We start from the raw sequence: 26,068 nt of genomic DNA on the forward strand, positions 1-26,068 counted from the left end.
TCTGCCTCGTAGGTCGCAAGAACGATAAAGGGTGAGGGACATGGGCTCATACTCGCTTTTGGGGACCGTTATAGTGGTTCTCGACGTGATCGCCATCATCAGCATACTGCTGGGGTCTGCGCGTATCGGCCATAAAGTGTTGTGGATCGTAGTGGTGCTGGTGTTTCCGCTGGTGGGTATGATCGTGTATTACTTGGTGGGACGCAGTCCGCGCGATGTCTGAAGCCAGAATTTCCCATTCAGGAGGTGTTTTCATGGAAGCCAAAGCACAATACCTACCCGTCTCCCCGGCTCGTACTGGTCCCAAGATCATGTTATTTGTGACCGGTGTGGCGGTTGGCTACGCGGCAGCCACTTTGTTGGCACCGAAGTCCGGACGGGAAGTCCGTTCCTCGTTGAGCGAGTTCGCAAAGACCAAGAGCGACCGCGTCGCGGGTGCGGTGCGCGACGTCGTCGGCGCGACGCGGGAGGCTACGCGCAGCGTGACGAGGCGGGTAGCCGACGTCATGGACCAGGGTCGTGACAAGGCGCGTGGCGCCGTGGCAGCGGCAGCCTCGAGTGTTGAAAGCGGGAATGCGCCGCACGTTGGCGACGAAACGACCCACGAGCGCGCCGCGCCTGGCTACCAGTGAGCCCTCGGACCAAGGTCTGATCGCCGAGCGGGCGCATCCGTCCGACAATAGGTCTGGCTGGTGGAGGGCGCCGGGATCGGTCGCCCCAAGGGAGTCTATCGAAGGAGGCGATCATGGTACGGTGCGTGGCGAGGGAGCTCGTGGAGTGGAGTGGTGTCGATGCCCAGCGGCTCGTGGACCTGTTGGTCGAGCGGGCGCTAGGCGAGATTGGCAACTATTACTACTACACGTTGTTGCGTATGCATCTTGTGGGTGTCAAGGGTGATGCCTTGCGCAGGGTAGTGGATGATGCCCGGGAGGAGGATCGTAACCACTTTGAGGCCCTCGTGCCGCGCATCTATGAACTCGGCGGTCGTCTGCCAGCGATATTTGCCGGTGAACTCGGAGGACTTGGCGCCTTGCGCAATCTGCCGGCCGAGGCGGATGTCCCGCAGATCATCCCTATTCTATTAAAGGCGACCGAGGAGTCGGTGCGGGCCTATACCCAGCTCTGCAGCGCTACCGCAGGCAAGGATAATCGGACTTATAATCTGGTTCTGGCGATCTTGCATGAAGAGATTGCCCACCAAGTCTGGCTTTTGGAGTTTTTGGGTCGGGACGCGAGCGATGGGGCGGCGTGCCCCCGCGATATTTCGCCTTTCGTGGCGCCCCACTTACGTCCCCCACAGTCTGCGCATCTGGAACCTAGCTCCCGCACGGCCTAAGGTCAGATTCGGGCTCCTGCTTATCACCCGATAATGGGTCTTTACCCATTCGTCGGATGAAGGAGACCTATATGATGACCAGCAGGCATCTTCTGTACGCCCTGGCGCTCGTCGCAACACCAGTGATGGCGTCGGCGGCACGGGTGCCGTCAGCCGTCTATAACGGTTTGAGTTACGGACCGTCTTGGAGCCATGCGGGCCCTGCTGTACGCGTTGCCCGTCCCGGGCATTATCGGTATAGCGACGAACAGAGTGATAATCAGAGCAATGGAAATAGTAACGACCATAGTGATGATCAAAGCAATGGACATAGTAATGATCATCATCGCCACAATGATGATCAAGGCGATTCCAACGGCGATGGGTCGTGAGGGGCCGGATGCGGGTTACATGCGGAGGGTTACTGTGAACACGGAGCAGGTGAAAGGTAAATGGGGTCAGGTGAAGGGTGAGGCCAAACGCCGCTGGGGGCGGCTCACAGACGACGACCTTACCGAGGCCGCCGGGAATTACGATAAACTGGTGGGCAAGATCCAGGAGCGTTACGGAGAATCTCGGGAAGCAATCAAGAAATGGATAGATTCTCTGGAGGTATGAGGCGGATGCTGCGGCCTGCCGCGGCTGATCCCGGAGACAACAACAACGAGAGGACGGCTATATGACGAATGCACTGCGGATAGTGGGTCCCAAGAGGATATTGGCAAGCGCCGTGATCGGGACGGTTTTGGCGCTGGGCGCCGGCTGCTCAACTACGCCCTCGCGCGAGACTACGGGACAGTATTTCCATGATGCCGCGATCACCTCCAAGATCAAGGCGCGCATCCTCGAGGATCAGGCCCTTGAAGGGTTCCAGATCAAGGTCGACACTTATCGTGGCCATGTCATCTTGAGCGGCTTTGTGAATCGCGCAAGCCAAGTCCGTGAGGCCATGCATATCGCGCGTACCACCCCGGGGGTCGTGAGCGTGCGCAACGATCTCGTGGTGAAGGACACGACCGGCGGCGGGGCTGGCGCGAGTTCTTCCTCAGGTTACGGGAGTTAGCTTTAAGGCCAACTGATGGCAAGGCCAAGCCCGCGCAGACGGGCTACGGTCGGGCCCAGGCAATGGGCCACGAATTGGCGGCGTAGTATGTGACGGGCGGCGCGCGCCGCCCAAGGCCCGGCCGGCAGGCCGGCGCGCATATAAAGGTCCTGGGGCGGGTAGTAGAAAGTGGCAACGAATCGGCGCAGCAGGCGACCCAAGGCATGCCCCAGAGCGAGGCGCGCCATACGTCCGGCACGCTCCAGGCGATGTCGCAACACCTCTTGCCCATAGGCGATATGGCGGGCCTCATCGGTGCTATGGAGGACGCACAGCTCGACGGCAACGGGGCACACGCCTTGGGCGTGCAGGCGCACATAGCGGTTGAGCCGGTCGGGCACCTCCTCTCCGAGCAGAATGGCGCTCCAAAAGAGCGTCGAATGGAAGGGTAGTCGCCGACCCAGAAATGTCAGCCAGCGATCAAAGTGTGCGGCGGTTGCGGAATCGTCGAGTCCAGAGCGCTCAAAGAACTCGAGAAACATGAGGCTATGCCCGGCCTCTTCACGCAGCTCATGAAGATGGTAGATGCGCGTGGCACGCGGACCTTTGAGTGTCGCGTGCGCGAGTCTCTGCAGGAATAGGCTCTCGAGCCAGACGCCAGCGCTCAGGAACCGGGCGAATTCATGGTGCGAAAGCGTCTGGCGGGTGGCCAACGGCAAGGCATCGTATTCCTCGATCCCATACAACGAGACCGCTTGCTCGGGCAACCAGAACGCATGTCGTGACAGTCGCTCCCAGTGGATCCGTGCCACGGGATCGCGATAGGGGGTGCTGTGGCGGGAAAGCTGTGTGGCGCGTTCCGCGAAAGAAGGTAAGCTCTTCAGGAAATCGGGGTTGGCCATGGATGCGCAGTATACCGCCGTTGTCGATGCCGGCCTAGGGCCCGTCGTTGCGCGCGCCGTGAACCTGGGTTAGTCTTGGCGCCCTGCGGGAGAGGTGTCCGAGCGGTTGAAGGAGCACGCCTGGAAAGTGTGTGTACGTCAAAAGCGTACCGAGGGTTCGAATCCCTCCCTCTCCGCCACTTTATCAGTCCTAGGTTCCGGTGCCCTCTTGGTCGCGGTTCCAAGCCCGGTTACGGACGTCGGGACCCCCGTAGCGTGTGGGCAACCCCAGAGCGCGCCAGGTCTGCTGCGGGGTTGGGTGTGCCGCATTGTCGCAAAATGGGACAAGCACGCCACTGCCGTTTGCGCAGAGCGGTCGGCGGCGCGCCGGTGCATGCGCCCGGTCTCGCGGAACGCATGGTTTCGCGGGGGCTGTCACAAGCCCACTTGCATTTACATATCCGAGTCGCTCCTGTTTCGTAGAGAAAGCCCCGGGCCTCATGGGAACATGGGCGTGCGCGACGGTGCGCCGTCGGCGGTTTGCGCTTACGCCTCCCTCTGGGTCTCTGGTGGTTCGATCTCGATACCGTCGAAGTGGCGATAATCGATGAGGTAGTTGCCGTGGGTATCCTTGGAGAGGATGTCGCGTAGCCGGTGGCGCCAGTGGATCGCGGCCGGTTTGTACACATGCCGCGCATGGATGGTCTGGGAGAGGGTCTCGTCGAGGCCGGCCAGGATCACTACGAGTTCAGCATCCTGCTCTTCGAGGGTTGCCCGCGATGTCCCCGACAGCGGGCTGTTGCTGGTGATGGGATGCATTACGGTCCACGAGTAGCTGAAACTCGGCGTGCTATCGCGCAGCAATACGAGGTCCCGAAACCGGCGCATCCGTTGGCCTTCCGGGCTGTGCTCGGTGCGCAAGAGCGTCACTTGCACGCGCGCCTCGAGGATCTGGTTGCCGCGTTGGTTGGCCACCCGGAACATGAGTGTGGGGACGCCGTGATAGAGGCTCACCACCGCCGCTTCACTAAAGCGGATGCGAGCGCGCGGGCGCGAGAAGCGCGCAAATGCAAGGCCGGTGGCAAACGCCACGCCGAACAGGCCGATCAGGGTCTCCAGGCTCATGAGCACGTTGGCGTAGAACGTGCCTGGGTACATGATCCCATAACCTATGGTGGCCATGGTCTGGACGCTGAAGAAGAACGCGTCGGCGAACGATTGGGGCCGGGCGTGGGCGATAGCCCCGGGTTGGGCCAGATAGGCGAGCGCGAAGGCGCTGTTCGCGAGCACGAAGATGACGCCGATGCCGAGCAGGAAGGCCGGCCAGCCCATGGTGATGAGGGCGTGATACAGGTCTCCTACGACATTGCGTCCGGCGGCGACCCAGTTGGCGATGCGAGTTTTCAGGCTGCGGGTCACGAGTCGTGACCCCCTTGGCCAAGGGAACGGTACCCGCATTGGCGGGTGGGCGTTTGGGGGGTGGAGAAACGGCGTTTTGCCGGCTTGTTCTCATTATGCTAACCTCGTCGTTCTGGATGAAGTATCCAGAGATGTTCAATGGCGGTGACGGCCGACCCCCGCTGTGGCGATCGATCGTAAACCCGGTCAGGTCCGGAAGGAAGCAGCCGTAGCGATCCGGTCGGGTGCAGCGTCGGGCCGGCCCAAGCCGCCACCCCTATTGGCTGCGAGGACCCTCATGAGTTATCTGGTGCTGGCGCGAAAATGGCGTCCGCGCACATTCCCAGAGCTTTTGGGTCAGGACTCCGTGGTCCGCGCGTTGCGTTTTGCCTTGAGCGAAGGGCGTGTCCACCATGCCTATCTTTTCAGCGGCATCCGTGGCGTCGGCAAGACCACCGTGGCGCGTCTCCTTGCCAAGGCTTTGAACTGTGAGCAAGGGATGGGGCCCGACCCGTGCGGGAAGTGTTCGGCCTGCCAGGAGATAGACGCCGGGCGATTCGCCGATCTCATCGAGGTCGACGCGGCCTCGCGCACCAAGGTCGACGATACCCGTGAGCTTCTCGATAATGTGCAGTACGCACCGACCCGCGGGCGCTACAAGGTGTACCTCGTCGATGAGGTCCATATGCTCTCGACCCATAGCTTCAATGCCCTTCTCAAGACCCTGGAGGAGCCCCCGCCACACGTCAAATTTATTCTCGCAACCACGGATCCGCAGAAACTCCCGGTCACGGTCCTATCACGTTGCCAGAAATTCGCCCTGCGGCGCCTGACCGATACCCAGATTCGCGACCATATGGCCGCGATCCTGCGCGAAGAGGGCATGGAATACGATGATGAGGCCCTGGTAGCGCTTTCGCGCGCTGCCGAAGGGAGTGTTCGCGATGCCCTGAGTCTACTGGACCAAGCGATCGCGGCGGGGGGTGGGGCGGTGCGGGCCGGGGCAGTGCGCGACATGCTCGGGGCGGTGGCTCCGGACCTTGTGCACCGGGTGATCGCGGCGCTCGCTGACGGCGATGGCGCCACACTACTGGCGGCCATCGATGAGGCCTATTCGCTAGGCGTGGCGCCAGAAGTGTTTTTGGGTGACATCGTGCGCGCCTGGCATGAGATCGCAGTCGCTCAGGTGCTGAGCGCGGAATCGGCGGATGCGTGGACGCAGGGGATGGCGCAACGGCTACCTCCCGAGGCCGTGCAGCTCTATTACGAGATTGGGTGCTTAGGGCGTCGTCAGATGGGTGCGGCCCCTGATCCCGAGACCGGGTTGCGCATGACGGCCTTGCGAATGTTGGCGTTCCGGCCGGTCAGCGATGTGCCGAGTAAGCCGCAGATTGCGAGGCCAAGCCGTGCGCCGCACGATACGCGCGGGAGTGGGGGTCAGGAGGGCGCCGCGCTAGCGGGCCAATCGCCAATAAGTCCTGTGAGCGTACGGGGCGCCCCGATTGCCGCTGGCGACCAGAGGCCCGCAGACCAGAGGCCCGCAGACCAGAGGCCCGCAGACCAGAGGCCCGCAGACCAGAGGCCCGCAGACCAGAGGCCCGCAGACCAGAGGCCCGCAGACCAGAGGCCCGCAGACCAGAGGCCCGCAGACCAGACGCGGTCCCCGGTGGTGGTTACGGAGACCGCCCCCGCCCCAGGGGGTTCGGTTCTAGAGCGGCTTGGTCTGGCCGGCCTTATGAAGCATATAGCCATGAACGCCGTGTTGGATAAGAGTGGCGATCGGGTGGTGGTAACCGTGGATCCGGAGGCCGGCAAGCTCCTGAACAAAGAGCGGATCGATATGTTAAAGGAGGCGCTTTGCGCCTATTATAAAGACCCTATCACCGTGGATGTGGTGGTGGCTCCTGTGACCGGCACGCCGGCCCATCTACGCCGTGAGGCTGAAGAGGCCGCGCAGTGTCGGGCACGCGAGGCGCTCGCCGCTGATCCAGGGGTAGCGGCCCTGAAGCGGACGTTCAATGCCCGTGTGAACGAGGGTTCCATGCGACCGCGCAATAGCACAGCAGAGGAGCGAGATTTATGAAGGGTGGTATGGGACAGCTCATGAAGCAGGCGCAGGCGATGCAGGAGAATCTGCGCAAGGCGCAGTCGGAACTTGCCACGCTTGAGGTGGAAGGACAGGCGGGTGGTGGGCTCGTCAAAGTCACGATGACCTGTCGCAATGATGTGCGCAAGGTGCGTCTGGACGAGTCTCTCCTGAAGGAGGATCGCGAGGTCGTGGAGGACCTTGTGGCGGCGGCTATGAATGATGCCGTGCGCAAGGCTGAGCAGATGAGCCAGGAGCGGCTTGCCGGCCTTACCGCCGGCTTCAACATTCCCGGTCTAAACCTCCCGTTCTGATTTTGAGCAACGATACCAAGGCGCTCGAGGATCTGAAGCGCGCCCTACGTCGCCTGCCTGGCATAGGCACCAAGTCCGCGCAACGTATGGCATTCCACTTGTTGGGGCGCGACCGGAGCGTGGCTCGTGACATCGCCGAGGCCTTGTTGCGCGCCGTCGATCGTATCGGCCATTGCCAACAATGCAATAATTTCAGTGAAACCGAGATCTGCGCCATTTGCCGCTCGCCACGACGCGATAGTGGACTTCTGTGCGTCGTCGAGTCGCCGGCAGATCTCGTGTCCCTGGAACAGTCCGGGGCCTTTGGTGGAACGTATTTCGTATTGATGGGGCGGCTGTCGCCTCTTGACGGTATTGGACCAGAGGAGCTGGGTCTGCCCAAGCTCGAGGCCTTGCTCGACGGGGGTGTGGTGCGTGAGGTTATTCTCGCTACCAACGCCACCGTCGAGGGTGAGGCCACCGCCCACTACATCGGGGAGCTCGCGCGGCGACGCAATCTGCTGGCGACCCGTATCGCCTGCGGAGTGCCGATCGGAGGTGAGATCGAGTACATCGATCGCGGCACGCTCGCTCGCGCATTTTCGGGGCGTCGCGAGGCGTAGGCGCGTTTTAGATTTCCAGGGCGTCGATTTTCGCGGCGCATATGAAGTCATTGTCGCTCAACCCGCCGATGGCGTGCGTCTGATAACGCACGACACACTCTTTGTATCCCACGCGCAAGTCCGGGTGGTGGTCCTCACGATTGGCGATATAGGCGATGGCATTGACAAAGGACATCGTCTCGTAGAAGTTCGCGAAGCGGAAAGTACGGAATAACGCTGGCCCTGTTTCTTCCAGTGTCCATTTGGGAATCTGGGTCATGAGTTCCCGGGCCTGCGTAAGACTCATAGGTTTCACGCCTCCCTCACACGGGCGGCAGGATTTCTGGCGCAATTCGGTCATCGTCGCTCCTTGCACGGGTATGGTGCCTTGTGTGGATAAGCCAAGCGCCGACGTCGGCACCGGGACGCGATCCCAGGCTCGGGGAGAAGCGTCTGCGCGCGACGCCCGACTCCGTTGCGGCACTTCGGTCCCACGATACACCCTTGGCGCTCCCTATGCGATCCGGCGAGAGGCCTTACCAGATCCCGGCCGCGACATTCCGTGGGCGCGACCGGCACCTTATGCTAGAGTATCGGCTGATTACGACCACAATGCTATTTTTCATGGGATAGGGGGCGGAGGACAGCATGGCGCAAGACCCGAACGCGCTTGTCTGGATCGATCTGGAAATGACCGGACTGCGTCCGGATACCGACGCCATTATCGAGATCGCCACTGTGGTGACCGACAGCGATCTCAATATCGTGGGCGAGGGCCCGGTGCTCGCCATTCATCAGCCTGAATCCATTCTTCAGGGCATGGATGACTGGAACCGGCGCACGCACGGGCACTCCGGACTTATTGAGCGGATCCGCGCAACAACCATGGACGCGGCCGAGGCCGAGCGCCGAACGCTGGCCTTTCTCGAGCCGTTGGTGCCCAAGAACCGCTCGCCTTTGTGCGGCAACAGCATCTGTCAGGACCGACGTTTCCTGGCGCGCCTTATGCCGACCCTGGAATCCTATGTGCATTACCGGAACCTGGATGTAAGCAGCGTCAAGGAATTGGTGCGGCGCTGGCGCCCGGAATTGTGCGCGGGTTTCGTCAAACAGAATACTCACCGGGCGCTGGATGATATTCTCGAGTCGATAGCGGAGTTGCGCTACTACCGTCAGCATCTCTTTCCGACCCATGGTGGCGTCTAAGCCCCCATCGCAGCCGGTTTATGCGCCCGCACCCCGCACTCTTTGGGCGGGCGAGTCGCAGGCAGCTGGGGCGGTGGCGGAGACCATAGATCACCGCATGGCCGCAGGCGTGATGCAGTTTGTGACGCAAAAATTCCCGCGGCTTGCGCGGATTGCAATGCTCGTCGGGGCCGGAGGCAACGGACGCCAGGTGCTGGCGCTCGCCGAACGCTACAAAAAGACTGGGGTCGGAGTGACACTCGTACGCCCGGGCGACGCCGTCGATGTCGAGGAACTACGCACCCATGACGTACTGATCGACGGGCTGGTCGGGACCGGCCTGCACGGTCCTTTGTCCGCCGTCTACCACGATCTCGTCGGGCGTGCGCAGGCCAGTCGCCGTCCCATCATCGCGTTGGATGGCCCGACCGGACTCGATCTTGGCACCGGCTGTCCCCAACCAGATACTCTGCGCGCGGACTACACGCTATTTTGCGGGGGGGCCAAAATTGGGGCCCTGACCGGCGCGGGTCGCGCATGGTGCGGCGAGACGACCACGATCGATGTGGGGCAGCCGTATCCGGCGGGGTACCTGCGGGCCCTGATACCCGACAATGCCGATCTGCGCGCCCTGCTTCCGCTGCGACGAGTCGACATGCATAAAGGGGATGCCGGTACACTCGTGATCGCCGGGGGTGGCCTGGGGATGCCTGGGGCCGTGCGGCTTGCCGCCGTGGCCGCCTATCGCGTCGGGGCGGGGTTGGTGGTGGCGGGCGTCCACGAACGTAATGCCGAGGTTCTGGCGGCGGCGTTTCCCGAATGCATCGCCTTTGCCGCCTCTTCCGCGGAGCTCCCGTGGGGGCGGGCACAAGCGTTACTGGTCGGTTCCGGGCTCGGCCGTGGGGATTGGGCGCAAGACGTGTGGCAGCGAGCGCGCACCCTGGGGCGGCCCATGGTCGTGGATGGCGATGGCCTCTATTGGTTGGCGCACGCGCCCGAGTCGCGCCCCGACTGGGTCTTAACCCCGCACGGGGGCGAGGCAGCTCGCCTGCTGGGGGTCACGAGTGCGGACGTGGCGGCGGATCGGCCGGGGGCGGCCGTGGAACTGCAGCGCCGTTATGGCGGGGTGTGTGTTCTGAAGGGTGCGGGGACCTTGGTGGCGGGTGGCGATATCCTATGGTTGTGCCCGTTTGGAAACCCGGGGATGGCGACGGCCGGTACGGGTGACGTGTTGGCGGGGACTATTGCCGGTCTCATGGCCCAGGGCCTCTCGAATCTCGCGGCCGCGCGCCTCGGGACCTTCGTGCATGCACGCGCCGGTGACCGCGCGGCGAGGCGCGGGCCACCGCGCGGCCTTTTGGCCTCCGATGTGGCCGCGCAGCTGCGTGCCGCGCTGGGGGCCCTGTGTTGACCATGGCGTTGCCCGATGTGTCTCAGACCATGCGTCTCGGGCAGGCGTTCGCACGCACCTTGCGGGCCGGTGACCAAGTCGTTTTACGCGGCGAACTCGGCTGTGGTAAGACGACATTGGCGGGGGCGATCATACGGGCGCTCGGTGCCCCTGGGCCCGTGAAAAGTCCTACTTACACGCTGGTTGAAGAGTACGAGCTGGGGGGCTTGCGGGTCGTGCATGCCGATCTCTATCGGCTGCGGGTGCCGGCAGAATTGGAGACGCTCGGTTGGTGGGATTATCAGGATGGTCGCACGCTCATGCTCGTGGAGTGGCCCGAGCGCGCGCATGGTCTTTTGCGCGCCGATGTTGACGTTTGGCTCACTGTCACCGATCATGCAAGACAGGCCCATCTGCAGGGGATGTCACCACGGGGGGGTGAGGTGGTGGACAGTCTAAGGTTGTGAAGCCGCGTTGGTGGATTATAGGGGTAGCGGGATTTTTCTGGGGCATTGTGGCGGCCCAGGCCGCGATCCGTATCGGTCGGCCACTGGTGCGTGTCGGTCCGCACGCCGTTATCGTGCGCCTCTCGCGCAACAGACATGTGGTCTGGCGATCGTTTTCCTTGAATGATCCGGCGCGTATCGTCGTCGACCTGCATGGCGTGATACTGCCGGGTGGCCGCGCGTTGTGGCCAGAGCACGCCGCCCCCTTAAAGGATATCCGTGCGTTTACGCATCGCGATGGTATGGTGCGGCTGGTGTTTGATCTCACCCGTAAGGCGTCCTACGCCATCAATTCCTTGCCGGGCGGACTGACGCTGTCGCTGGCCACGGGTGGCGCACCTCTTTCGGCACCCCCGACCCGTCCCGCCGCAGGGCCCCCGGCGGCTGCGGATCCGCCCCCGGCGCAGGCCGTCGCACATTTGGCCCCTGTAGCGGCGCCCACCGCGCCCCCGGACATCGTGATTGCCGTGGACCCTGGTCACGGCGGCATCGATTCCGGGGCCTGCGGAATCGATCATATCTGCGAAAAGAACGTTGTGCTGCGCATCGGCCGCGATCTCGCGGCCCTCATCGATGCCACTCCTGGCTTTCATGCGTTCATGACGCGCACGGGTAATTATTATGTGCCATTACGCGAGCGCGTGACGTTGGCCCAGGAGCATCATGCAGCGGCTTTCATATCGATCCATGCGAACGCCTTGCCGGAGCCGGAAGGTCTGGATGTGCGCGGCGCCGAGGTCTTCATGCTGTCTCAGCATGGCGTGAGCCGCGAGGCCCGGTGGCTTGCGCATAGTGAAAACGCGGCCGACCGAGGCGGCGGCCCGCACTTTGGGACCGGCAGCGGGTTTCTGCATAATATCCTTCTCAATATGACCCAGAACGGCACGCGGCGGGCAAGTTACGATCTCGCGAAGGACGTTCTGCACGCGCTGCATGCCATAGGACCTGTGCACGTCGACCATGTCGAGAAGGCGAATTTCATGGTCTTGCTGTCCCCGACGATACCATCGATCCTGATCGAGACCGCCTTTATCTCGAACCCTCACGAGGCACTGCGCCTGAATAGTCCCGCGTACGACGAGCAGATCGCGCACGCCATATGGGAAGGGGTTATGCGCGATGCCCCGCGCCTGCGGGCACGGCTCGGTATGGCGCCCGGTCCGCGTCTCTATATTGTGCGCGAGGGAGAGACCTTATCGGGCATCGCGCAACGCTTCCATGTGTCGATCGCCGCTCTGCGTGCCGCCAATGGCCTGCATGGCGGGATACTGCAGGCTGGGGCGTCGCTGCGAATCCCCTCAGGATAGGGTGGCTGGTGGACCAGAACCATTACGCATATTGAGATCAAGGGCGAGCATCTTGAGGAGTTGGTTTCGTACCAAGGATATCGGAGGGCCGCGTGCGGATACGGGATTACGCCGCTGCCTTACCACGATGGACCTCATATTCCTCGGGATCGGCGGCATCATAGGGGCGGGGATTTTCGTGTTGACCGGCGTGGCGGCGGCGCGGGATGCCGGCCCTGCCATTGTTCTGTCGTTTCTGATCTCGGGCCTGGCGTGTGCCTTTACGGCACTCTCTTATGCCGAGCTCGCCGCGGCCGTCGGCGGCAGCGGGAGCGCCTATGGCTACGCCTACGCGGGTCTGGGCGAGATCGTGGCCTGGACGGTGGGATGGGATCTCGTTTTAGAATACGGAGTCGCGACGGCCGCGGTGGCCATTGGCTGGTCCGGCTATGTCCGGAATGCGCTGGCATCCGTAGGGATCCATTTGCCGCTCGCTTATACCAAGGCCAATATTTATGCCGTGGCGGCCTGGGGGCTTGGCCTGTTTCACCGTCCGATCCCGGGGGTGATCGCCGCGCATGCCGCCGCCGGGGGCTTCATGAACGCGCCGGCCGCGGCCATCATTTTGGTGCTGAGCCTCGTGCTCGCCGCGGGTGTGCGCCAGAGCGCGGCCTTGAATGGCCTTATGGTCATCGTGAAGCTTGCGGTGATCGGGCTTTTCATCGCGGTCGCGGCCTTCCACGTCACGCCTGGTAACTGGCATCCCTTTATGCCATTTGGATGGCCGGGGGTCATGCGCGGCGCGGCATTGATCTTCTTTGCTTATATCGGTTTCGATGCGGTATCGACCGCTGCCGAGGAGACGCGCGACCCGCAGCATTCGCTACCCATCGGTATCATCGTCTCGCTGCTCGTTTGTACCGTGATCTATATCCTGGTGTCGGGGCTTCTGACGAGCATCGTGCCGTATTTCACGCTCGATACGGCATCCCCCGTCGCGCAGGCGATGCTGGATCTCGACCATCCGCTGGTGGCCCTTTTGATCGGCATAGGCGCGATCGTGGGTCTCACGAGCGTCATGCTGGTACTTTTTTACGGTCTTACGCGGATTTTTCTGGCCATGGCGCGCGACGGTCTGTTGCCATCGTCATTCGCCGCCGTCCATGCGCGCACGCAAACACCGGTGCGCGTCATCCTGATCTGTGGTGTGCTCATGGCGTTGATCGCGGGGCTCACGCCCATCGCCTATGTCGCCGAGCTCGTGAATATCGGGACCTTGGCGGCGTTCACCATCGTATGCGCCGGTGTTCTCGTGCTGCGCTATACGAGGCCCGACCTCCCACGCCCGTTTCGTGCCCCGGGCAGTCCGGTCGTCCCGCTGCTTGGCATGGGCTTTTGCATTTACCTCATGATGAGCCTGCCGCTTGTGACCTGGATACGGTTCGTGGTGTGGTTTGTAATCGGTCTTGGGATTTACATCTCCTACGGTCGGTCCCACAGTCAGCTCGCGGCGAAGTGAATTGACATCCTCCCCCCCTCAACCTCACGGTCGCCGCTCACGCGGAATGGACCATGCGGCCCACAATGAGGAAGGGGATTCCTACGGCGCTCAGGCGGCTTGCGCCCGAGTCGCTTCGGTGGGTTCCTGTTTCACGGAACGGCCTGACTGCGCCCATTCTCCACAGGCTAACAAGCGATGCCCTCGCTCTACAATAGTGATCGCGCCGACGAGATCGGCGTTGTCCGCGAAACCGCACTCCACGCAGGCAAATCGGGCTTGCGTCTTGCGATTGTCGGCGCTGATGTGGCCACAGCACGGGCACGTCCGGCTGGTGTAGTGCGGCGGCACGGCGACGAGCCAGCCGCCGTTCCACGCCAGCTTGTAGTCCAGTGGGCGGCGGAACTCGAACCCGCCCGGGTCGAGGATGGACTTGTTCAGGCCGGACTTGGCCCGGACGGTTCTTCCCGGTTTCTCGGTTGTGCCGGCCGCTGATTGGGACATATTCCGCACCGGCAGGTCCTCGAGACATACGATCGCGTGGTTTTGGCTGACATGGCCGGCCGCATGGCCGGTCGCATGGCCGGTCGCATGGCCGGTCGCATGGCCGGTCGCAGTCGTGGTCTTGTGCAGGAAGTCGCGGCGAGCATTGGCGATGCGTACGTGAATCTTCTGGACGTGGGCCCTCGCCTTCTTCCCGTTGTGGCTGAACTTCTGTTTGCGGCTCATGGCCCGTTGATAACGAGCGAGGCGCTGCTGGTGTTTCTGGAAGCTGTTGAGGGGTTCGATGAAGCGACCATCGCTTAGGGTGGCAAAGCGCATGATCCCCCTGTCGATGCCGACCATGCTGGAGGCAGGGGGGACGGGTTCGGCCACATGGCGCTCGGTCTGGATGCTGATGAACCACTTGCCACCGTTCAGGGACACGGTGACATTCTTCACCGTGCCCAGCACCTCCCGGCTGTTGCGATAACGCAACCACCCGAGTTTGGGCAGAAAGATGCGACTATTGGCCTGATCGAGCTTGACCCCTTGCGGATAGCGAAAGCGGTCGGATCGACCTTTTTTCTTGGGGCTCGGGAAGTCGGCGCGTTTCTCGAAGAAGTTCTTGTAGGCCCGCTCCAAATTCTTGAGCGATTGCTGCAGGGCTTGGCTTGGTGTTTCGTTCAGCCAGGCCCTGTGCGGATGCGCCTTCCACGCGGTGAGTTCCTTGCACAGTCCAGCGTAGCCAAGCCTCTTCTCGCCACGCTCGTAGCGTTCCTTCGGCTACGCCAGCGCCTGATTGTAGACAAACCGGCACGACCCAGCAAAACGGCGTAGCTGACGTTGTTGCATGCCGGTGGGTTTGATCTCGTACCGGTGGGTTTGATCTCGTACCGGTGGGTTTGATCTCATACTTGAAGGCCTGGAGACGAACCATAACCCTTATTATAGGCTAAAACCCCGCTACCCATCCGCCCCTGAACGATGGGGTTTTTCGCACTTTTTTCAGAGTGCCGGCTATAAGGGGTGCGAGTCGGTCATGCCGGACTCGCCGTAGGTCGTATTGGAGCCGTCATCGTGGAATCGGGGCCGTCCCGTCCAGGCGCGCGCGGATGGCATCCGCGAGTTCCGTCAGGCGCTGCGAGGCGCCCTGGCCGAAGGGTTTACCGCATTCGTCGGTGAGAAAGAACACGTCCTCGGCACGCTCCCCGAAGGTCGCCACCTTGGCGGTCACGATGCGCGTGTGGCCGGCCAGAAGCGCCAAGGCCAGTTGGTGAAGCAGCCCCGGGCGGTCCTGGGCAATGACCTCCATGACCGTGAGCTGGCCATTGGCGGTCGATGAGAAGTGCACCTCGGTGGCGATCGGGAAATTCTTGAGGGCACGGGGCAGGGGGCGGACCGGGGTCTCGCGAAATCCGGCGGCAAGGTCGGTGCGTACCTGTTTGGTCATGTGCGACAACTCGCGGGCGTTCGGCGGCTTGCCATCGCCGGTGAGCGCCACGAAGCAGTCGAGGGCATAGCCCGAGGCCATATGGATGCGGGCGTCGACGATCGACAGATTGAGGTGCTCCAGGCTGCCGGTGACGGTCGCGAACAGTTCGTCGCTCAAGGGGCTGAACACCAGAAACTCGACCGCCGCGTGATTGGGACGCACGCGCGCCTCAATGACAGGTAGCGTCGTTCGGTGTCGGGCGATGGCGCAGGCGTGCCAGGCCAGGGCCCCCGCATCATGGCGCAGGAAGTAGTCTGCGTCCATGCGCGCCCAATGCTGCTCAATGGCCTCGCGCGGCGCGCAGTCCCCGATATGTTCCAGGGCCTCGCGCCGCGCGTCGGCGGCGCGCGCGTCGATGGCGATGGCCTCGCCTAGGCCGCGCCGCAAGACGCGTGTGGCATCGTGATAGAGACCCGCGAGCAGCTGCCCCTTCCAGTCGTTCCACACGCTCGGGCTGGTCCCGCGGATATCCGCCACGGTGAGCACATAGAGGTTGTCGAGATGCTCGCGGTCGCCGACCTGCCGCGCGAAATCGGCGATGATCTCCGGGTCCGAGATGTCGGTGTGTTGCGCGGTCCAGGACATGACGAGATGGTGGCGCACGAGCCAGGCGACGAACTCGCTGTCATACTCACTCAGGCCGAGTCGCTGGCAGAAGCCGCGGGCCTCGGACTCGCCGAGGCGGGAATGATCGCCGCCACGCCCCTTGGCGATGTCGTGGAAGAGTGCCGCCAGATACAGGCGCTCGGGTTTGGCTAGCGCACGGCCGATCTCGCTGACTGCGGGCAGTTCGGCGTGATATGCCGGCTGCATGAGACGCCGGACATTGCGCAAGACGAACAGGCTGTGCTCGTCGACCGTGTAGACATGAAAGAGGTCGTGCTGCATCTGGCCTACGACCTTGCCGAAGGCCGGGATATAGGCGCCAAGGACGCCGTAGGCATTCATGCGCCGCAAGGCCTTGGTGACGCCCGCGGGCGCCCGCAAAATGGCGAGGAATGCCGACTGGGTGGCCGGGTCGTGGCGGAAGGCCCCGTCTATCAAGAATAAGTGCGCGCGCAGCAGACGAATGGTCGCGGCGCGCACGCCCTGGAGCGTGGGGTGCTCCTGCAAAATCCGGAACAGGTCAAGGATGGCGCGCGGGTCTTCCGCAAAGACGTGCGCGTCGACGGCCTCCAGGAAGCCGTTGCGGGCCCGGAACCGGGGGCTTAGCGTCTTTATCACCGGCCGCCGCGGTGCGCGCAGGGTCTCGGCGAAGTGCTGGAGGAGGATTTCGTTCAGAAGCTGAACCTGCTTTACCGTGCGATAGTACCGTTTCATGAACTGTTCGACGGCGAGCCGTCCCGGGCGGTCCATATAACCCATCTGCAGAGCCAAGGTCCGCTGATGGTCGAAAAGCAGGCGATCCTCGCGTCGCCGCGCAAGGAGGTGAAGGCCGTTGCGGATCTGCCAGAGAAAGTTCCGTGCGTCTATGAGCGTGCGGTATTCGCGTTCGTCCAAGAAGCCCACCTTGACGAGGCCGTGGAGGTCGGCGGAACCGAAGTGACGCTGGGTGATCCAGGCGATCGTATGGATGTCGCGCAACCCCCCCGGGCCTTCCTTGACGTTCGGTTCCAGGTTGTAGCCGGTGTCGTCGTAACGGGTGTGGCGCGCGCGCTGCTCGGCGAGCTTGGCCTCGAAGAATCGCGCGCTGGACCATAGGGAAGGCGACGCGAGGTCGTGCGCGAGGCGTGCGAGCAGCGCCTCGTCGCCGGTCAACAGGCGCGCCTCCATGAGGTTGGTCATGACCGTGATGTCGGAGCGCGCGACCCGCAGGCAGTCGCGATGCGACCGAACGCTGTGCCCCACGGTGAGGCCGATATCCCAGAGAAAGCGCAGGAAGTGTTCGGCGAAGGCCTGGGTGTTGGCGTACCGAGGGCTGTCTTGGAGCAACAGCAGGTCGATATCGGAGGCGGGATGGAGTTCGCCGCGTCCGTAGCCTCCCACCGCCACGAGCGCCACAGACAGGGTGTTTGGGAGCAAGGACTCGTGTCGAACGTAGGCCTCGCGCAGGACCTCATCAATCAGCGTCGTGCGTAGCTGCAGCGCCTGGATCCCGAGCCCTCGGCGCCGGCGCGGCAGTTCGGCATCGTGCGTAGCCCGCAGGCGTGCATCACCGGCACGTAGCCTTTCGCGAAATCGCGTGATGTCCGGGTCAAGGATCGGCACCACGGCCTTGGTTGCCATACGCGGCCCTTTAGATGGTCTCGTCGTGGCGCAGGGTCAGGACCTCGTATCCGGAGGGTGTCACCAACACCGTGTGTTCCCATTGGGCGGAGAGCCCGTGATCGCGGGTCACGACCGTCCAGTTGTCAGGCAGGAGCTTTACCCCGGCGCCGCGCTGATTGATCATGGGCTCGATCGTGAAGATCATGCCCGCCTCCAACTTCACGCCGGTCCCGGGGTGCCCGTAATGCAGGACCTGCGGGTCCTCATGGAAGGCGCGGCCTATGCCGTGCCCGCAGTATTCGCGCACCACCGAGTAGTGCTGGCTTTCGGCGAAAGTCTGGATCACATGACCGATATCGCCCAGATGGATGCCGGGGCGTACGAGCCGTATGCCACGCACCAGGCACTCGTAGGTGACCTCGCTTAGGCGGCGCGCGGCGATCGAGGGTTCGCCTATATAGAACATGCGGCTGGTGTCGCCGTGATACTCGTCTTTGATGACGGTGATGTCGATATTGAGGATGTCGCCGCGCTTCAATACGCGGTCGCCGGGAATACCGTGACAGACCTGGTGATTGACCGAGGTGCAGATGGAGCGCGGAAAGCCTCGGTAGTTGAGTGGTGCCGGGATCGCTTTTTGGGTGTGCACGATATAGTCATGGCAGATGCGGTCGAGCTCGCCTGTGGTGATGCCGGGGACTACATGCGGCGCGATCATCTCCAGGACATCGGCGGCAAGCCGTCCGGCGATACGCATTTTGTGGATTTCGGCTTCGGTCTTGATGGTAATGGGCATCGGAAGTCTTGGGGGTCGACAATGAATGTCGGTCTATTGTCCGTTGTCCGCGGCCGCTATTCAACCTGGGACGGCCAGGGGCGCCGCCGCCGCGCGATTCGCCCAGCACTGTTACGAGCCTCGCGCCCGTGGTAGCATGCGGCCACGCGAGGATCCGCTCGCGTCCTCGTTTCGAGGCATTATCGCACGCAGGCCGTCACGGCGTTCGGGTGCTTGGGGCCATGGGCCTTGAGTCGGCGACCGGGACCTGCGGTGGACAAACCCGTTGGGAGAGAATCATGGCTAGCGTCACAATGCGTGAAATGCTGGAGGCCGGGGTCCATTTTGGACATCAGACCCGCTTCTGGCACCCGAAAATGCGCCCCTATATCTTTGGCGAGCGCAACAATATCCACATCATCAATCTCGAGAAGTCGCTGCCGATGTTGAACGAAGCGGCGGCCTTCGCGCGTAAATTGGCGGCGAACAAGGGCACGATACTATTCGTCGGTACCAAGCGCCAGGCGGCGGAGATCATACGCGCCGAGGCCATCCGTGCCGGTTGCCCCTATGTCGATCACCGCTGGCTGGGCGGCATGCTGACGAATTACAAGACCGTGCGCCGCTCGATCGAGCGCTTGAAGCGGCTGGAGGAGCTGCTCGCCGAGGGTGGCGGCGCCGAGAAGCTCTCCAAGAAAGAGACGCTGAACCTCGAGCGCGAGCGCGCCAAGCTGGATCGCAGCCTGAGCGGCATCAAGGACATGCCGAGCCTGCCGGACGCGCTGTTTGTGATCGATGTGGGTCATGAATACATCGCCGTGAGCGAGGCCAACAAGCTGAAGATCCCGGTGCTCGCGGTGGTCGACTCCAATTGCAAGACCGATGGCGTGGACTACGTCATACCCGGAAACGATGACGCCAGCCGGGCCATCACTCTGTATGCCCGGACCATGGCCGATGCGGTGCTCGAAGGGCGGAGCTCGGCCGCGACCCTCCCGGCCTCCGGCGACGAGGAGTTTGTCGAGGTGAAGGAAGAGCCCGCGATGCGCGCGGCCGCACGCAAGAAACCGGCGGCCGGCTACGAGGGCGATACGGGCGAGGCAGAAGGCGAGGCCGATGGCCCTGGGGCTGCGGATACCCGCAAGTCGCGTCCCAAGGGCCGGGAAGGGGCTGGGGCGCGGCCGGCCCGTGGCGGCCGCGCCCGGCCGTGACGGCGTAATGGCCCATACGAGAGAGGCAAAAGGGGGGGATGCCCCCCTTTTGCATGCGCGCGAGGACAGGATATGGCGATTTCAGCGGCACAAGTAAAGGAACTTCGGGAGCGGACGGGGCTGGGCATGATGGAGTGCAAGGCCGCGCTCACCGAGACGGACGGGAATATGGAGGCGGCCATCGACCTTCTGCGCAAGAAGGCCGGCGCCAAGGTCGACAAGAAGGCCCACCGCGTGGCCGCCGAGGGGGCCATCGGCGCCCATGTCGATGCGCGCGGTCAGGTGGGCGCCTTGGTGGAGGTCAATAGCGAGACGGATTTCGTGGCCAAGGAGGAGCGTTTCACGGCCTTCGCGCAGACGCTCGCGGCCCTGGTCGTCGACCACAACCCCGCGGATCTGGAGGCCTTATCGGCGATGGCCTACCCCGGTGGGGGCACGGTCGCCGAGGCGCGCGCGGCGCTCGTGGCGCAGTTTGGGGAAAACATGACGGTGCGGCGCTTTGTGCGCCTCGATGCCGAAGGCGGTGTGCTCGGGCACTATGTGCATGGGCGGCGTATCGGTGTGCTGGTGTCGCTCGCCGGCGGGGGTGCGGCACTCGCCCGTGACCTCGCCATGCATATCGCCGCGAGCAAGCCCGCCTATGTCCGGCCGGAGGATGTTCCGGCGGATGTCGTGGCCCGCGAAAAGGCCATCTACGTGGCTCAGGCCGAAGGTTCGGGAAAGCCCCCGGAGATCATCGAGAAGATGGTGATGGGCAAGGTTCGCAAGTACCTCGATGACATCACCCTGACAGGCCAGGCCTTCGTCAAGGACCCGGAGACCACGGTCGCTGCGCAACTCAAGAAGGCCGGGGCCGAGGCCAGGCGTTTCTTCCGGCTGGAGGTCGGTGAGGGGATCGAACGCGAGGCCAGCAACTTCGCGTCGGAAGTGATGTCACAGGTGAAGGGAAGCTGATCCATGGCGCGTTACCGACGCGTGCTCCTGAAGTTGAGTGGCGAGGCCCTGATGGGGACCGCAGGTTACGGGATCGACCCGGAGGTGTTGCGGACCGTGGCCGCGGCCGTGGCCGAGGGCGCGGGCGGTACGGGTCTTGCGATCGTGATCGGCGGCGGGAACATCTTTCGCGGCGTGTCGAGTTCGGCGCGCGACATGGACCGGGCGCAGGCCGATCTTATGGGCATGCTCGCCACGGTCATGAATGCGCTGGCGCTGGTCGAGGCGCTGCGTTCGGCCGGGGTGGTCGCCCATGTCCAGTCGGCGCTGGCCGTCGGTACCGCGGTACCCCCTTCGATAGGCGTCGGGCCTTGGAGTGCCTGGAGCGGGGCGAGGTCGTGGTGTTCGCGGCCGGCACCGGCAATCCATTCTTCACCACCGATACCGCAGCAAGCCTTCGGGCCCTGGAAGTGGGCGCCGAGATTATGCTGAAGGCCACCAAGGTCGACGGTGTATATTCCGCGGACCCCAAGCGCGACCCGGACGCCGTGCGCTACCGGCGGCTCGGGTATGATGAAGTGCTGCAGCGCCGTCTCGGGGTGATGGATGCCACGGCGATCGCGCTGTTGCGGGAGTTTCGCGTGCCCTTGCGCGTTTTTGACATGACCTCGCCCGGGGCCCTGGCGCGCATCCTCGCCGGTGCCGATGAAGGGACCTTGGTTGAAGAAGGAGCGGGATGTGAGTGAGGATCTGAAGAAAGACGTCCAGGCGCGCATGGCCAAGTCCGTCGAGGCCTTGAAGGCGGAGCTCGGCCGTATTCGCACCGGGCGCGCCAATACCGCGCTGCTCGACCACGTCATGGTCGACTATTACGGTACCAAGACCGCACTCCCGAAGGTCGCCAACGTCACCGTGGCCGATGCCCGCAATCTGGTCGTGAGCCCCTGGGAGAAGGGTATGGTGGCGGCGATCGAGCGCGCCATTCTGGAGTCCGGGCTCGGTTTCAATCCGGTGACGTCCGGCATGACTATCCGCATCCCCATGCCGCCTTTGACCGAAGAGCGGCGTCGGGACCTTGGCAAGGTGGCGCGCAGCGAGGGCGAGAATGCCAAGATCGCGGTGCGCAACATCCGTCGCGACACGAACAATCACTTGAAGGATCAGGTCAAGAAGAAGCTGCTTTCGGAAGACGAGGAAAAGCGTCTGGTCGAGGCTGTGCAAAAGGCCACAGACCAGTTCATCGCAGAAATCGACAAGCTGGTCGCCGCGAAGGAACGCGACATCCTGGAGATCTAACCTTGGGCGCCTGAGTGCGCCTATACTTGTGTTATGAAGACGACGGATCAAAGTGCCATCACAGGGGGTCTGCCCGCCCATGTCGCGGTAATCATGGACGGTAACGGTCGCTGGGCCAAGGCCCGCGGGCAGGCCCGCATCCAGGGACACCGCAAGGGCGTGGAGACGGTCCGCGAACTGGTCGCGGCGTGTGCCGAGAAGGGCATCAAGGCGGTCACGCTGTTTGCCTTCAGTAGCGAGAACTGGCGCCGCCCGCGGCTCGAGGTCCGTTTGCTGCGTCAGTTGTTCCTGCTGGCGCTGGAGCGCGAGATCGCAAAGCTCCATGACAACGACATCCAGTTCCGCGCCATCGGCGACCTTGCCGCTTTTGGGCCCGATATCGTGCAGCGCGTGCGCGACGCCGAGGCCCTGACCGCCAACAATCACCGCCTGCGTCTCACCATCGCCGCCAACTACGGCGGCCGGTGGGATATCGCCCAGGCCTGTGCGCGTATCGCCGAGGAGGTGCGCGCCGGCCGGCTTGTGCCCGGTGACATCGGCCCCGAGACCCTGGAGCCCTATCTCAGCATGGCCGGCGTCCCGGAGCCCGATCTCTTCATCCGCACCGGCGGTGAGCAGCGTATCAGCAATTTTCTACTCTGGCAGCTCGCCTATACGGAGCTCTATTTCACGCCCGTACTATGGCCCGACTTCGACCGCAAGCAGTTCGATCTGGCCCTGGAGTCCTTTACCGGGCGCCAGCGACGGTTTGGGCGCACCGGGGACCAGGTCGAGGCGGCGTGGCGTGCTTAAGGAGCGCCTGCTGACGGCGCTTCTCGCGGGTGCCTTATTGCTTGCCGGTCTATGGTTTCTGAACACGGCCGGGGTCGGGGTATTGTTGGGTGCGGTGACACTGCTCGCGGCCTTCGAGTGGTCGGGGCTTGCCGCGCGGCGGCCGGTGGCGCGGTTTGCGTTTCCCGCGCTCGTCGCGTTCTTGGGGCTGGCAAGCCTCCTGCTACCGCTTGCGGCGGTCATGGCGATGGCGATCCTATGGTGGGTGTGGGCGGCCGGTGAGGTATTCGTGTTCCGTGACCGGGCGAGCCCGGTGTGGCGTCACGCGCCGGTCAAGTGCCTGTCTGGTGTGCTGATATTGGTGCCGGCCTGGCGCGGATGTCTGGCGTTGAAGGCCCAGGACCCCTCGCGGCCGATGCTCCTGATCTGGCTGCTGGCCATGGTATGGACCGCCGATAGCGCGGCCTATTTTGCGGGACGCGCCTTTGGGCGTCATCGCCTGGCGCCGTTTGTAAGCCCCGGCAAGACCGTGGAGGGCGCGATGGCGGGCATCGCGGGGGCAGCCATCGTCGGGGGTATCGGCGCCTCTTGGCTGGCGCTTTCGGGGCTCCCTGCCGGCCGCGGCGCGCTGCTGGGCGCGGCCGTGGCCGTGGCCTCGATCGTAGGCGACCTGCTCGAGAGCAAGGCCAAGCGGCTGGCTGCCGTCAAGGACTCGGGCCGGCTGTTGCCGGGTCACGGCGGCATCCTGGATCGTATCGACGCCTTGACAGCGGCGGTGCCGTTATTCGTGTGGACCATGCGCTATCTGGGGGTTCGATGAGGCAGGAGGGGCATCCGGGGCGTGAAGCCGTCCAGGGGCTTGCGGTATTGGGGGCCACGGGCTCCATAGGGATCAGCACCCTGAAGGTGGCGGAGCTCCATCCGGGGCGTTTCCGGGTGGTGGCCTTGAGCGCCTATGAGCGTGCCGAGGAGCTGCGCGCGTTGTGCCAGACGTGGCGTCCGGCGTTGGCCGCCATTCATGCCCCGGAGACGGCGCACTGGCTTGCGCAGTCGCTGGCGGATACCGGCACCGAGGTGCTCGCGGGGCCTACGGCACTCGAGCGCATCGTCTGCGATCCGCGCGTGACCACCGTTGTGTGCGGCATTGTCGGGGCCGCTGGGCTCAAGTCGGCGTGGGCGGCGGTGGCCGCCGGCAAACGTGTCTTGTTTGCCAATAAAGAGCCGCTGGTCATGTCCGGTCATCTGCTGATGGCCTTGGCGCGTCAGAGCGGCGCGCAGCTCCTGCCGCTCGATAGTGAGCATAATGCCGTCTTTCAATGTTTGCCGCAGCCGCGCGCGGGGCTCGCCGGAGCGGGAGTGCGACGCATCGTCCTCACCTGTTCGGGCGGTCCGTTTCGCAATACCCCGGCGAGCGAGTTTGCCACCATAACCCCGGAACAGGCGTGCGCGCATCCGCGCTGGAGCATGGGTCGCAAGATCTCCGTGGATTCCGCGACCTTGATGAACAAGGGTCTGGAGTTGATCGAGGCCTGCCGGCTGTTCGAGGCCGCGCCCGCGCAGATCGATGTGGTGATCCACCCGCAAAGCATCATCCATTCACTGGTCGAGTATGTCGATGGGTCCACGCTCGCGCAGCTTGGCAATCCGGACATGCGCACCCCCATCGCTCATGCGCTGGCGTTCCCGGATCGCATCGAGGCGGGGGTTACGCGCCTCGATCTGGCCGCCGTAGGCCGGCTGGACTTCGAGGTGCCAGACGAGGACCGTTTCCCGTGCCTTAGGCTCGCGCGCGCAGCCGCGGTGGCCGGTGCCAGCGCGCCCACGGTATTGAACGCCGCCAACGAGATCGCGGTGGAGGCCTTTCTGGCGCGCGAGCTGCCGTTTGCCGCCATCCCCCAGGTTATCGAGTCGGTCCTGGAGGCGCGGCCGGTGGTGCCGGCGGAGAGCATCGAGGCCATACTGGAAGAGGATCGGATGGCGCGTGAGTGCGCGCACCGGGTCATCGGTGGGCATCGCGCGAAGGGGGTCGTGGCGTGTTGACGCAGATCGGCTATAGCCTGCTCGGCTTCGTGCTCGCGATCGGTATCCTGATCGTGGTACACGAGTTTGGACACTACATCGTGGCGCGCAGTCTCGGGGTCAAGGTCCTACGGTTTTCCGTGGGGTTCGGGAAACCGCTCATCCTGCGTCGCGCCGGCGCCGATGCCACCGAGTATGTGCTGGCGGCGGTACCGTTGGGCGGTTATGTGAAGATGCTAGACGAGAACGAGGGTGATGTGCCGGTAGCCGAGCGTCACCGGGCGTTCAATCGTCAGACCCTCTGGAAGCGCACGGCCATCGTGCTCGCCGGTCCCGGATTCAATTTCCTGTTCGCGATCCTGGCCTACTGGGTGGTGTTCATGACCGGCGTGCCCGGTCTTAAGCCTATCATCGGCAAGGTCGCGGCGCACTCGCCGGCGCAGGCCGCCGGCCTGCGTGCCGGGGATCTGATCACGCGCATCAACGGTCGGCGGGTGCAGAGTCTCGGGCAGGATCGGCTCTACCTTTTTCAGAAGGCCCTGGAGCATGCCAAGGTACGCGTGCAGGTGCTGACCAAGGGTGGCCACGAACGCGTCTTGACCCTCGATCTGCGCCATGTGCATGCGCGCGCCCTGAGCAAAGGGCATCTGGGCCAAGTGCTCGGGATCAGCGGTTGGCAGCCACCGCTGGTACCGCGTATCGCCGAGGTCTTCGCGCACACGCCGGCGGCCCGTGGCGGATTACGGGTCGGCGATCTCATCACGCGCATCGGCAAACAGACCATCACCAATTGGACGCAGGTTGCGCGCATCGTGCGCGCCCATCCCTTGCAGCCCTTGCATTTTGACGTCCGTCATCATGGGCGGACGCGGCAATTGATCATCACGCCAAAAGCCGTTAAGGTGGGAGCCCGGCGCATAGGCCAGATTGGTGCAGGCATACGCGTTCCTGCATTACCGCCGAACCTGCGCGTTGTAGTGCGGTTCGGGCCACTGGCAGCGCTCGGGGCGGCCTTGAAGGACACATGGCTCATGAGTCGTCTGACGGTCGAGATGCTGGGCAAGATGTTGATGCTCGAGGTTTCACCGAAAAGTATCAGCGGCCCTATCACGATCGCGCAGTATGCTGGTTACTCGGTGCAGGTGGGATTCACCAGTTTCCTGATGTTTCTCGGGGTCGTCAGCATCAGTCTCGGGGTCTTGAATCTGATGCCGGTGCCTATCCTCGACGGGGGCCACGTGTTCTTCTATCTGCTCGAGTGGGTCAAGGGAGGACCTATCTCGGAGCAGGCGATCGGGTGGGGACAGCGGGTCGGCGTGACCCTGCTGTTAGGTCTCATGATGCTCGCCTTCTACAACGACATTACACGCATTCTCGGATAAGCAACGAGGCGGGCTT

At 63.6% G+C, this 26,068-nt stretch carries 25 protein-coding genes, 1 tRNA gene, 1 other RNA gene and 2 pseudogenes; 23 read left to right on the plus strand and 6 right to left on the minus strand.

What is annotated here, in order from left to right; genetic code table 11:
- The first annotated feature begins 40 nt into the window (after positions 1-40).
- The 5 genes from C4900_RS05560 (at position 41) to C4900_RS05580 (ending at position 2,378) form a co-directional block, all read left to right on the plus strand.
- Complete coding sequence (locus C4900_RS05560) at positions 41-223, plus strand: PLD nuclease N-terminal domain-containing protein (protein WP_065969468.1); 183 nt, start codon at positions 41-43, stop codon at positions 221-223.
- A 31-nt stretch (positions 224-254) separates the two neighbouring features.
- Complete coding sequence (locus tag C4900_RS05565) at positions 255-632, plus strand: YtxH domain-containing protein (RefSeq protein WP_065969470.1); 378 nt, start codon at positions 255-257, stop codon at positions 630-632.
- A gap of 113 nt (positions 633-745) precedes the next feature.
- On the plus strand, positions 746-1,336 hold the full coding sequence (locus C4900_RS05570) for a ferritin-like domain-containing protein (protein ID WP_065969472.1): 591 nt from the start codon (positions 746-748) through the stop codon (positions 1,334-1,336).
- 192 nt (positions 1,337-1,528) lie between these two features.
- Positions 1,529-1,933 (plus strand): CsbD family protein, encoded by a 405-nt coding sequence (locus tag C4900_RS17160; RefSeq protein WP_411675215.1) that lies wholly within the window; start codon positions 1,529-1,531, stop codon positions 1,931-1,933.
- 61 nt (positions 1,934-1,994) lie between these two features.
- Complete coding sequence (locus C4900_RS05580; protein ID WP_065969474.1) at positions 1,995-2,378, plus strand: BON domain-containing protein; 384 nt, start codon at positions 1,995-1,997, stop codon at positions 2,376-2,378.
- Positions 2,379-2,380: 2 nt separating this feature from the next.
- Here C4900_RS05580 and C4900_RS05585 read toward each other — a convergent pair whose 3' ends face one another.
- On the minus strand, positions 2,381-3,259 hold the full coding sequence (locus C4900_RS05585; protein ID WP_114282552.1) for a diiron oxygenase: 879 nt from the start codon (positions 3,257-3,259) through the stop codon (positions 2,381-2,383).
- 88 nt (positions 3,260-3,347) lie between these two features.
- Here C4900_RS05585 and C4900_RS05590 point away from each other — a divergent pair.
- Positions 3,348-3,438, plus strand: a tRNA-Ser gene (locus C4900_RS05590).
- A 346-nt stretch (positions 3,439-3,784) separates the two neighbouring features.
- Here C4900_RS05590 and C4900_RS05595 read toward each other — a convergent pair.
- Positions 3,785-4,657: an ion channel gene (locus C4900_RS05595; RefSeq protein ID WP_211306783.1), complete on the minus strand. Its 873-nt coding sequence runs from the start codon at positions 4,655-4,657 to the stop codon at positions 3,785-3,787.
- Positions 4,658-4,806: 149 nt separating this feature from the next.
- Here C4900_RS05595 and ffs point away from each other — a divergent pair.
- From ffs to recR, 4 genes are all read left to right on the plus strand, one after another.
- Positions 4,807-4,903: signal recognition particle sRNA small type (gene ffs / locus C4900_RS05600), an RNA gene on the plus strand.
- Between the two features lie 31 nt (positions 4,904-4,934).
- A complete protein-coding gene (gene dnaX, locus C4900_RS05605; RefSeq protein WP_114282553.1) occupies positions 4,935-6,719 on the plus strand; it encodes a DNA polymerase III subunit gamma/tau in 1,785 nt (594 codons plus the stop codon).
- Entirely contained in the window at positions 6,716-7,036 is a 321-nt protein-coding gene (locus tag C4900_RS05610) for a YbaB/EbfC family nucleoid-associated protein (protein ID WP_114282555.1), read from the plus strand. The genes dnaX and C4900_RS05610 overlap by 4 nt, the downstream gene beginning before the upstream one ends.
- 2 nt (positions 7,037-7,038) lie before the next feature.
- On the plus strand, positions 7,039-7,638 hold the full coding sequence (gene recR / locus C4900_RS05615; RefSeq protein WP_065968780.1) for a recombination mediator RecR: 600 nt from the start codon (positions 7,039-7,041) through the stop codon (positions 7,636-7,638).
- 7 nt (positions 7,639-7,645) lie between these two features.
- Here recR and C4900_RS05620 read toward each other — a convergent pair whose 3' ends face one another.
- On the minus strand, positions 7,646-7,978 hold the full coding sequence (locus C4900_RS05620; RefSeq protein ID WP_065968781.1) for a 4a-hydroxytetrahydrobiopterin dehydratase: 333 nt from the start codon (positions 7,976-7,978) through the stop codon (positions 7,646-7,648).
- A 287-nt stretch (positions 7,979-8,265) separates the two neighbouring features.
- Between C4900_RS05620 and orn the strand changes: the two genes are divergently transcribed.
- The 5 genes from orn (at position 8,266) to C4900_RS05645 (ending at position 13,503) form a co-directional block, all read left to right on the plus strand.
- A complete protein-coding gene (gene orn, locus C4900_RS05625) occupies positions 8,266-8,823 on the plus strand; it encodes an oligoribonuclease (protein WP_065968782.1) in 558 nt (185 codons plus the stop codon).
- Positions 8,824-8,896: 73 nt separating this feature from the next.
- A complete protein-coding gene (locus C4900_RS05630; RefSeq protein WP_170132422.1) occupies positions 8,897-10,213 on the plus strand; it encodes an NAD(P)H-hydrate dehydratase in 1,317 nt (438 codons plus the stop codon).
- A 2-nt stretch (positions 10,214-10,215) separates the two neighbouring features.
- Complete coding sequence (gene tsaE / locus C4900_RS05635; RefSeq protein ID WP_065968784.1) at positions 10,216-10,659, plus strand: tRNA (adenosine(37)-N6)-threonylcarbamoyltransferase complex ATPase subunit type 1 TsaE; 444 nt, start codon at positions 10,216-10,218, stop codon at positions 10,657-10,659.
- Positions 10,656-12,005 carry an N-acetylmuramoyl-L-alanine amidase gene (locus C4900_RS05640; protein WP_083995595.1) on the plus strand — a complete coding sequence of 450 codons (1,350 nt, stop codon included), beginning with the start codon at positions 10,656-10,658 and terminating at the stop codon, positions 12,003-12,005. The genes tsaE and C4900_RS05640 overlap by 4 nt, the downstream gene beginning before the upstream one ends.
- Positions 11,917-13,503, plus strand: coding sequence for an APC family permease (locus C4900_RS05645; RefSeq protein WP_411675216.1), 1,587 nt, complete (start codon positions 11,917-11,919; stop codon positions 13,501-13,503). Before C4900_RS05640 ends, C4900_RS05645 begins: the two co-directional genes overlap by 89 nt.
- Positions 13,504-13,540: 37 nt before the next feature.
- Here C4900_RS05645 and C4900_RS05650 read toward each other — a convergent pair.
- From C4900_RS05650 to map, 3 genes and pseudogenes are all read right to left on the minus strand, one after another.
- Positions 13,541-14,877 (minus strand): annotated as a pseudogene (locus C4900_RS05650) (RNA-guided endonuclease InsQ/TnpB family protein).
- 160 nt (positions 14,878-15,037) lie between these two features.
- Entirely contained in the window at positions 15,038-17,683 is a 2,646-nt protein-coding gene (gene glnD, locus C4900_RS05655) for a [protein-PII] uridylyltransferase (protein ID WP_065972145.1), read from the minus strand.
- Positions 17,684-17,693: 10 nt separating this feature from the next.
- Positions 17,694-18,461 (minus strand): type I methionyl aminopeptidase, encoded by a 768-nt coding sequence (gene map, locus C4900_RS05660; protein ID WP_065972146.1) that lies wholly within the window; start codon positions 18,459-18,461, stop codon positions 17,694-17,696.
- Positions 18,462-18,739: 278 nt separating this feature from the next.
- Here map and rpsB point away from each other — a divergent pair, with 278 nt between their 5' ends.
- The 8 genes and pseudogenes from rpsB to rseP all read left to right on the plus strand — a co-directional run bounded on the left by rpsB (position 18,740) and on the right by rseP (position 26,052).
- Complete coding sequence (rpsB, locus tag C4900_RS05665) at positions 18,740-19,651, plus strand: 30S ribosomal protein S2 (protein WP_065972162.1); 912 nt, start codon at positions 18,740-18,742, stop codon at positions 19,649-19,651.
- Between the two features lie 72 nt (positions 19,652-19,723).
- Positions 19,724-20,605, plus strand: coding sequence for a translation elongation factor Ts (gene tsf, locus C4900_RS05670; RefSeq protein ID WP_065972147.1), 882 nt, complete (start codon positions 19,724-19,726; stop codon positions 20,603-20,605).
- A gap of 3 nt (positions 20,606-20,608) precedes the next feature.
- Positions 20,609-21,330, plus strand: a pseudogene (pyrH, locus tag C4900_RS16990) (UMP kinase).
- Positions 21,323-21,880: a ribosome recycling factor gene (frr, locus tag C4900_RS05680; RefSeq protein WP_114282556.1), complete on the plus strand. Its 558-nt coding sequence runs from the start codon at positions 21,323-21,325 to the stop codon at positions 21,878-21,880. Before pyrH ends, frr begins: the two are co-directional and overlap by 8 nt.
- A gap of 33 nt (positions 21,881-21,913) precedes the next feature.
- On the plus strand, positions 21,914-22,672 hold the full coding sequence (uppS, locus tag C4900_RS05685; protein ID WP_065972150.1) for a polyprenyl diphosphate synthase: 759 nt from the start codon (positions 21,914-21,916) through the stop codon (positions 22,670-22,672).
- Positions 22,665-23,471: a phosphatidate cytidylyltransferase gene (locus tag C4900_RS05690; protein ID WP_065972151.1), complete on the plus strand. Its 807-nt coding sequence runs from the start codon at positions 22,665-22,667 to the stop codon at positions 23,469-23,471. Before uppS ends, C4900_RS05690 begins: the two co-directional genes overlap by 8 nt.
- Positions 23,468-24,691, plus strand: coding sequence for a 1-deoxy-D-xylulose-5-phosphate reductoisomerase (gene dxr / locus C4900_RS05695; RefSeq protein ID WP_065972152.1), 1,224 nt, complete (start codon positions 23,468-23,470; stop codon positions 24,689-24,691). The genes C4900_RS05690 and dxr overlap by 4 nt, the downstream gene beginning before the upstream one ends.
- Positions 24,685-26,052 (plus strand): RIP metalloprotease RseP, encoded by a 1,368-nt coding sequence (rseP, locus tag C4900_RS05700; RefSeq protein ID WP_170132423.1) that lies wholly within the window; start codon positions 24,685-24,687, stop codon positions 26,050-26,052. The genes dxr and rseP overlap by 7 nt, the downstream gene beginning before the upstream one ends.
- Positions 26,053-26,068: the final 16 nt, after the last annotated feature.

This window comes from Acidiferrobacter thiooxydans, from assembly GCF_003333315.1.
Lineage (GTDB): Bacteria > Pseudomonadota > Gammaproteobacteria > Acidiferrobacterales > Acidiferrobacteraceae > Acidiferrobacter > Acidiferrobacter thiooxydans.

Bases quoted from the DNA above. Each gene is read 5' to 3' on its own strand.
- C4900_RS05570 (WP_065969472.1), top strand. From the start codon at position 746: ATGGTACGGTGCGTGGCGAGGGAGCTCGTGGAGTGGAGTGGTGTCGAT.
- C4900_RS05645 (WP_411675216.1), top strand. From the start codon at position 11,917: ATGTGTCGATCGCCGCTCTGCGTGCCGCCAATGGCCTGCATGGCGGGA.
- dnaX (WP_114282553.1), top strand. From the start codon at position 4,935: ATGAGTTATCTGGTGCTGGCGCGAAAATGGCGTCCGCGCACATTCCCA.
- tsf (WP_065972147.1), top strand. From the start codon at position 19,724: ATGGCGATTTCAGCGGCACAAGTAAAGGAACTTCGGGAGCGGACGGGG.
- uppS (WP_065972150.1), top strand. From the start codon at position 21,914: ATGAAGACGACGGATCAAAGTGCCATCACAGGGGGTCTGCCCGCCCAT.
- dxr (WP_065972152.1), top strand. From the start codon at position 23,468: ATGAGGCAGGAGGGGCATCCGGGGCGTGAAGCCGTCCAGGGGCTTGCG.
- tsaE (WP_065968784.1), top strand. From the start codon at position 10,216: ATGGCGTTGCCCGATGTGTCTCAGACCATGCGTCTCGGGCAGGCGTTC.
- orn (WP_065968782.1), top strand. From the start codon at position 8,266: ATGGCGCAAGACCCGAACGCGCTTGTCTGGATCGATCTGGAAATGACC.
- C4900_RS05620 (WP_065968781.1), bottom strand. From the start codon at position 7,978: ATGACCGAATTGCGCCAGAAATCCTGCCGCCCGTGTGAGGGAGGCGTG.
- C4900_RS05585 (WP_114282552.1), bottom strand. From the start codon at position 3,259: ATGGCCAACCCCGATTTCCTGAAGAGCTTACCTTCTTTCGCGGAACGC.
- rpsB (WP_065972162.1), top strand. From the start codon at position 18,740: ATGGCTAGCGTCACAATGCGTGAAATGCTGGAGGCCGGGGTCCATTTT.
- map (WP_065972146.1), bottom strand. From the start codon at position 18,461: ATGCCCATTACCATCAAGACCGAAGCCGAAATCCACAAAATGCGTATC.
- C4900_RS17160 (WP_411675215.1), top strand. From the start codon at position 1,529: ATGCGGGCCCTGCTGTACGCGTTGCCCGTCCCGGGCATTATCGGTATA.
- C4900_RS05580 (WP_065969474.1), top strand. From the start codon at position 1,995: ATGACGAATGCACTGCGGATAGTGGGTCCCAAGAGGATATTGGCAAGC.
- glnD (WP_065972145.1), bottom strand. From the start codon at position 17,683: ATGGCAACCAAGGCCGTGGTGCCGATCCTTGACCCGGACATCACGCGA.
- C4900_RS05610 (WP_114282555.1), top strand. From the start codon at position 6,716: ATGAAGGGTGGTATGGGACAGCTCATGAAGCAGGCGCAGGCGATGCAG.
- C4900_RS05560 (WP_065969468.1), top strand. From the start codon at position 41: ATGGGCTCATACTCGCTTTTGGGGACCGTTATAGTGGTTCTCGACGTG.
- C4900_RS05565 (WP_065969470.1), top strand. From the start codon at position 255: ATGGAAGCCAAAGCACAATACCTACCCGTCTCCCCGGCTCGTACTGGT.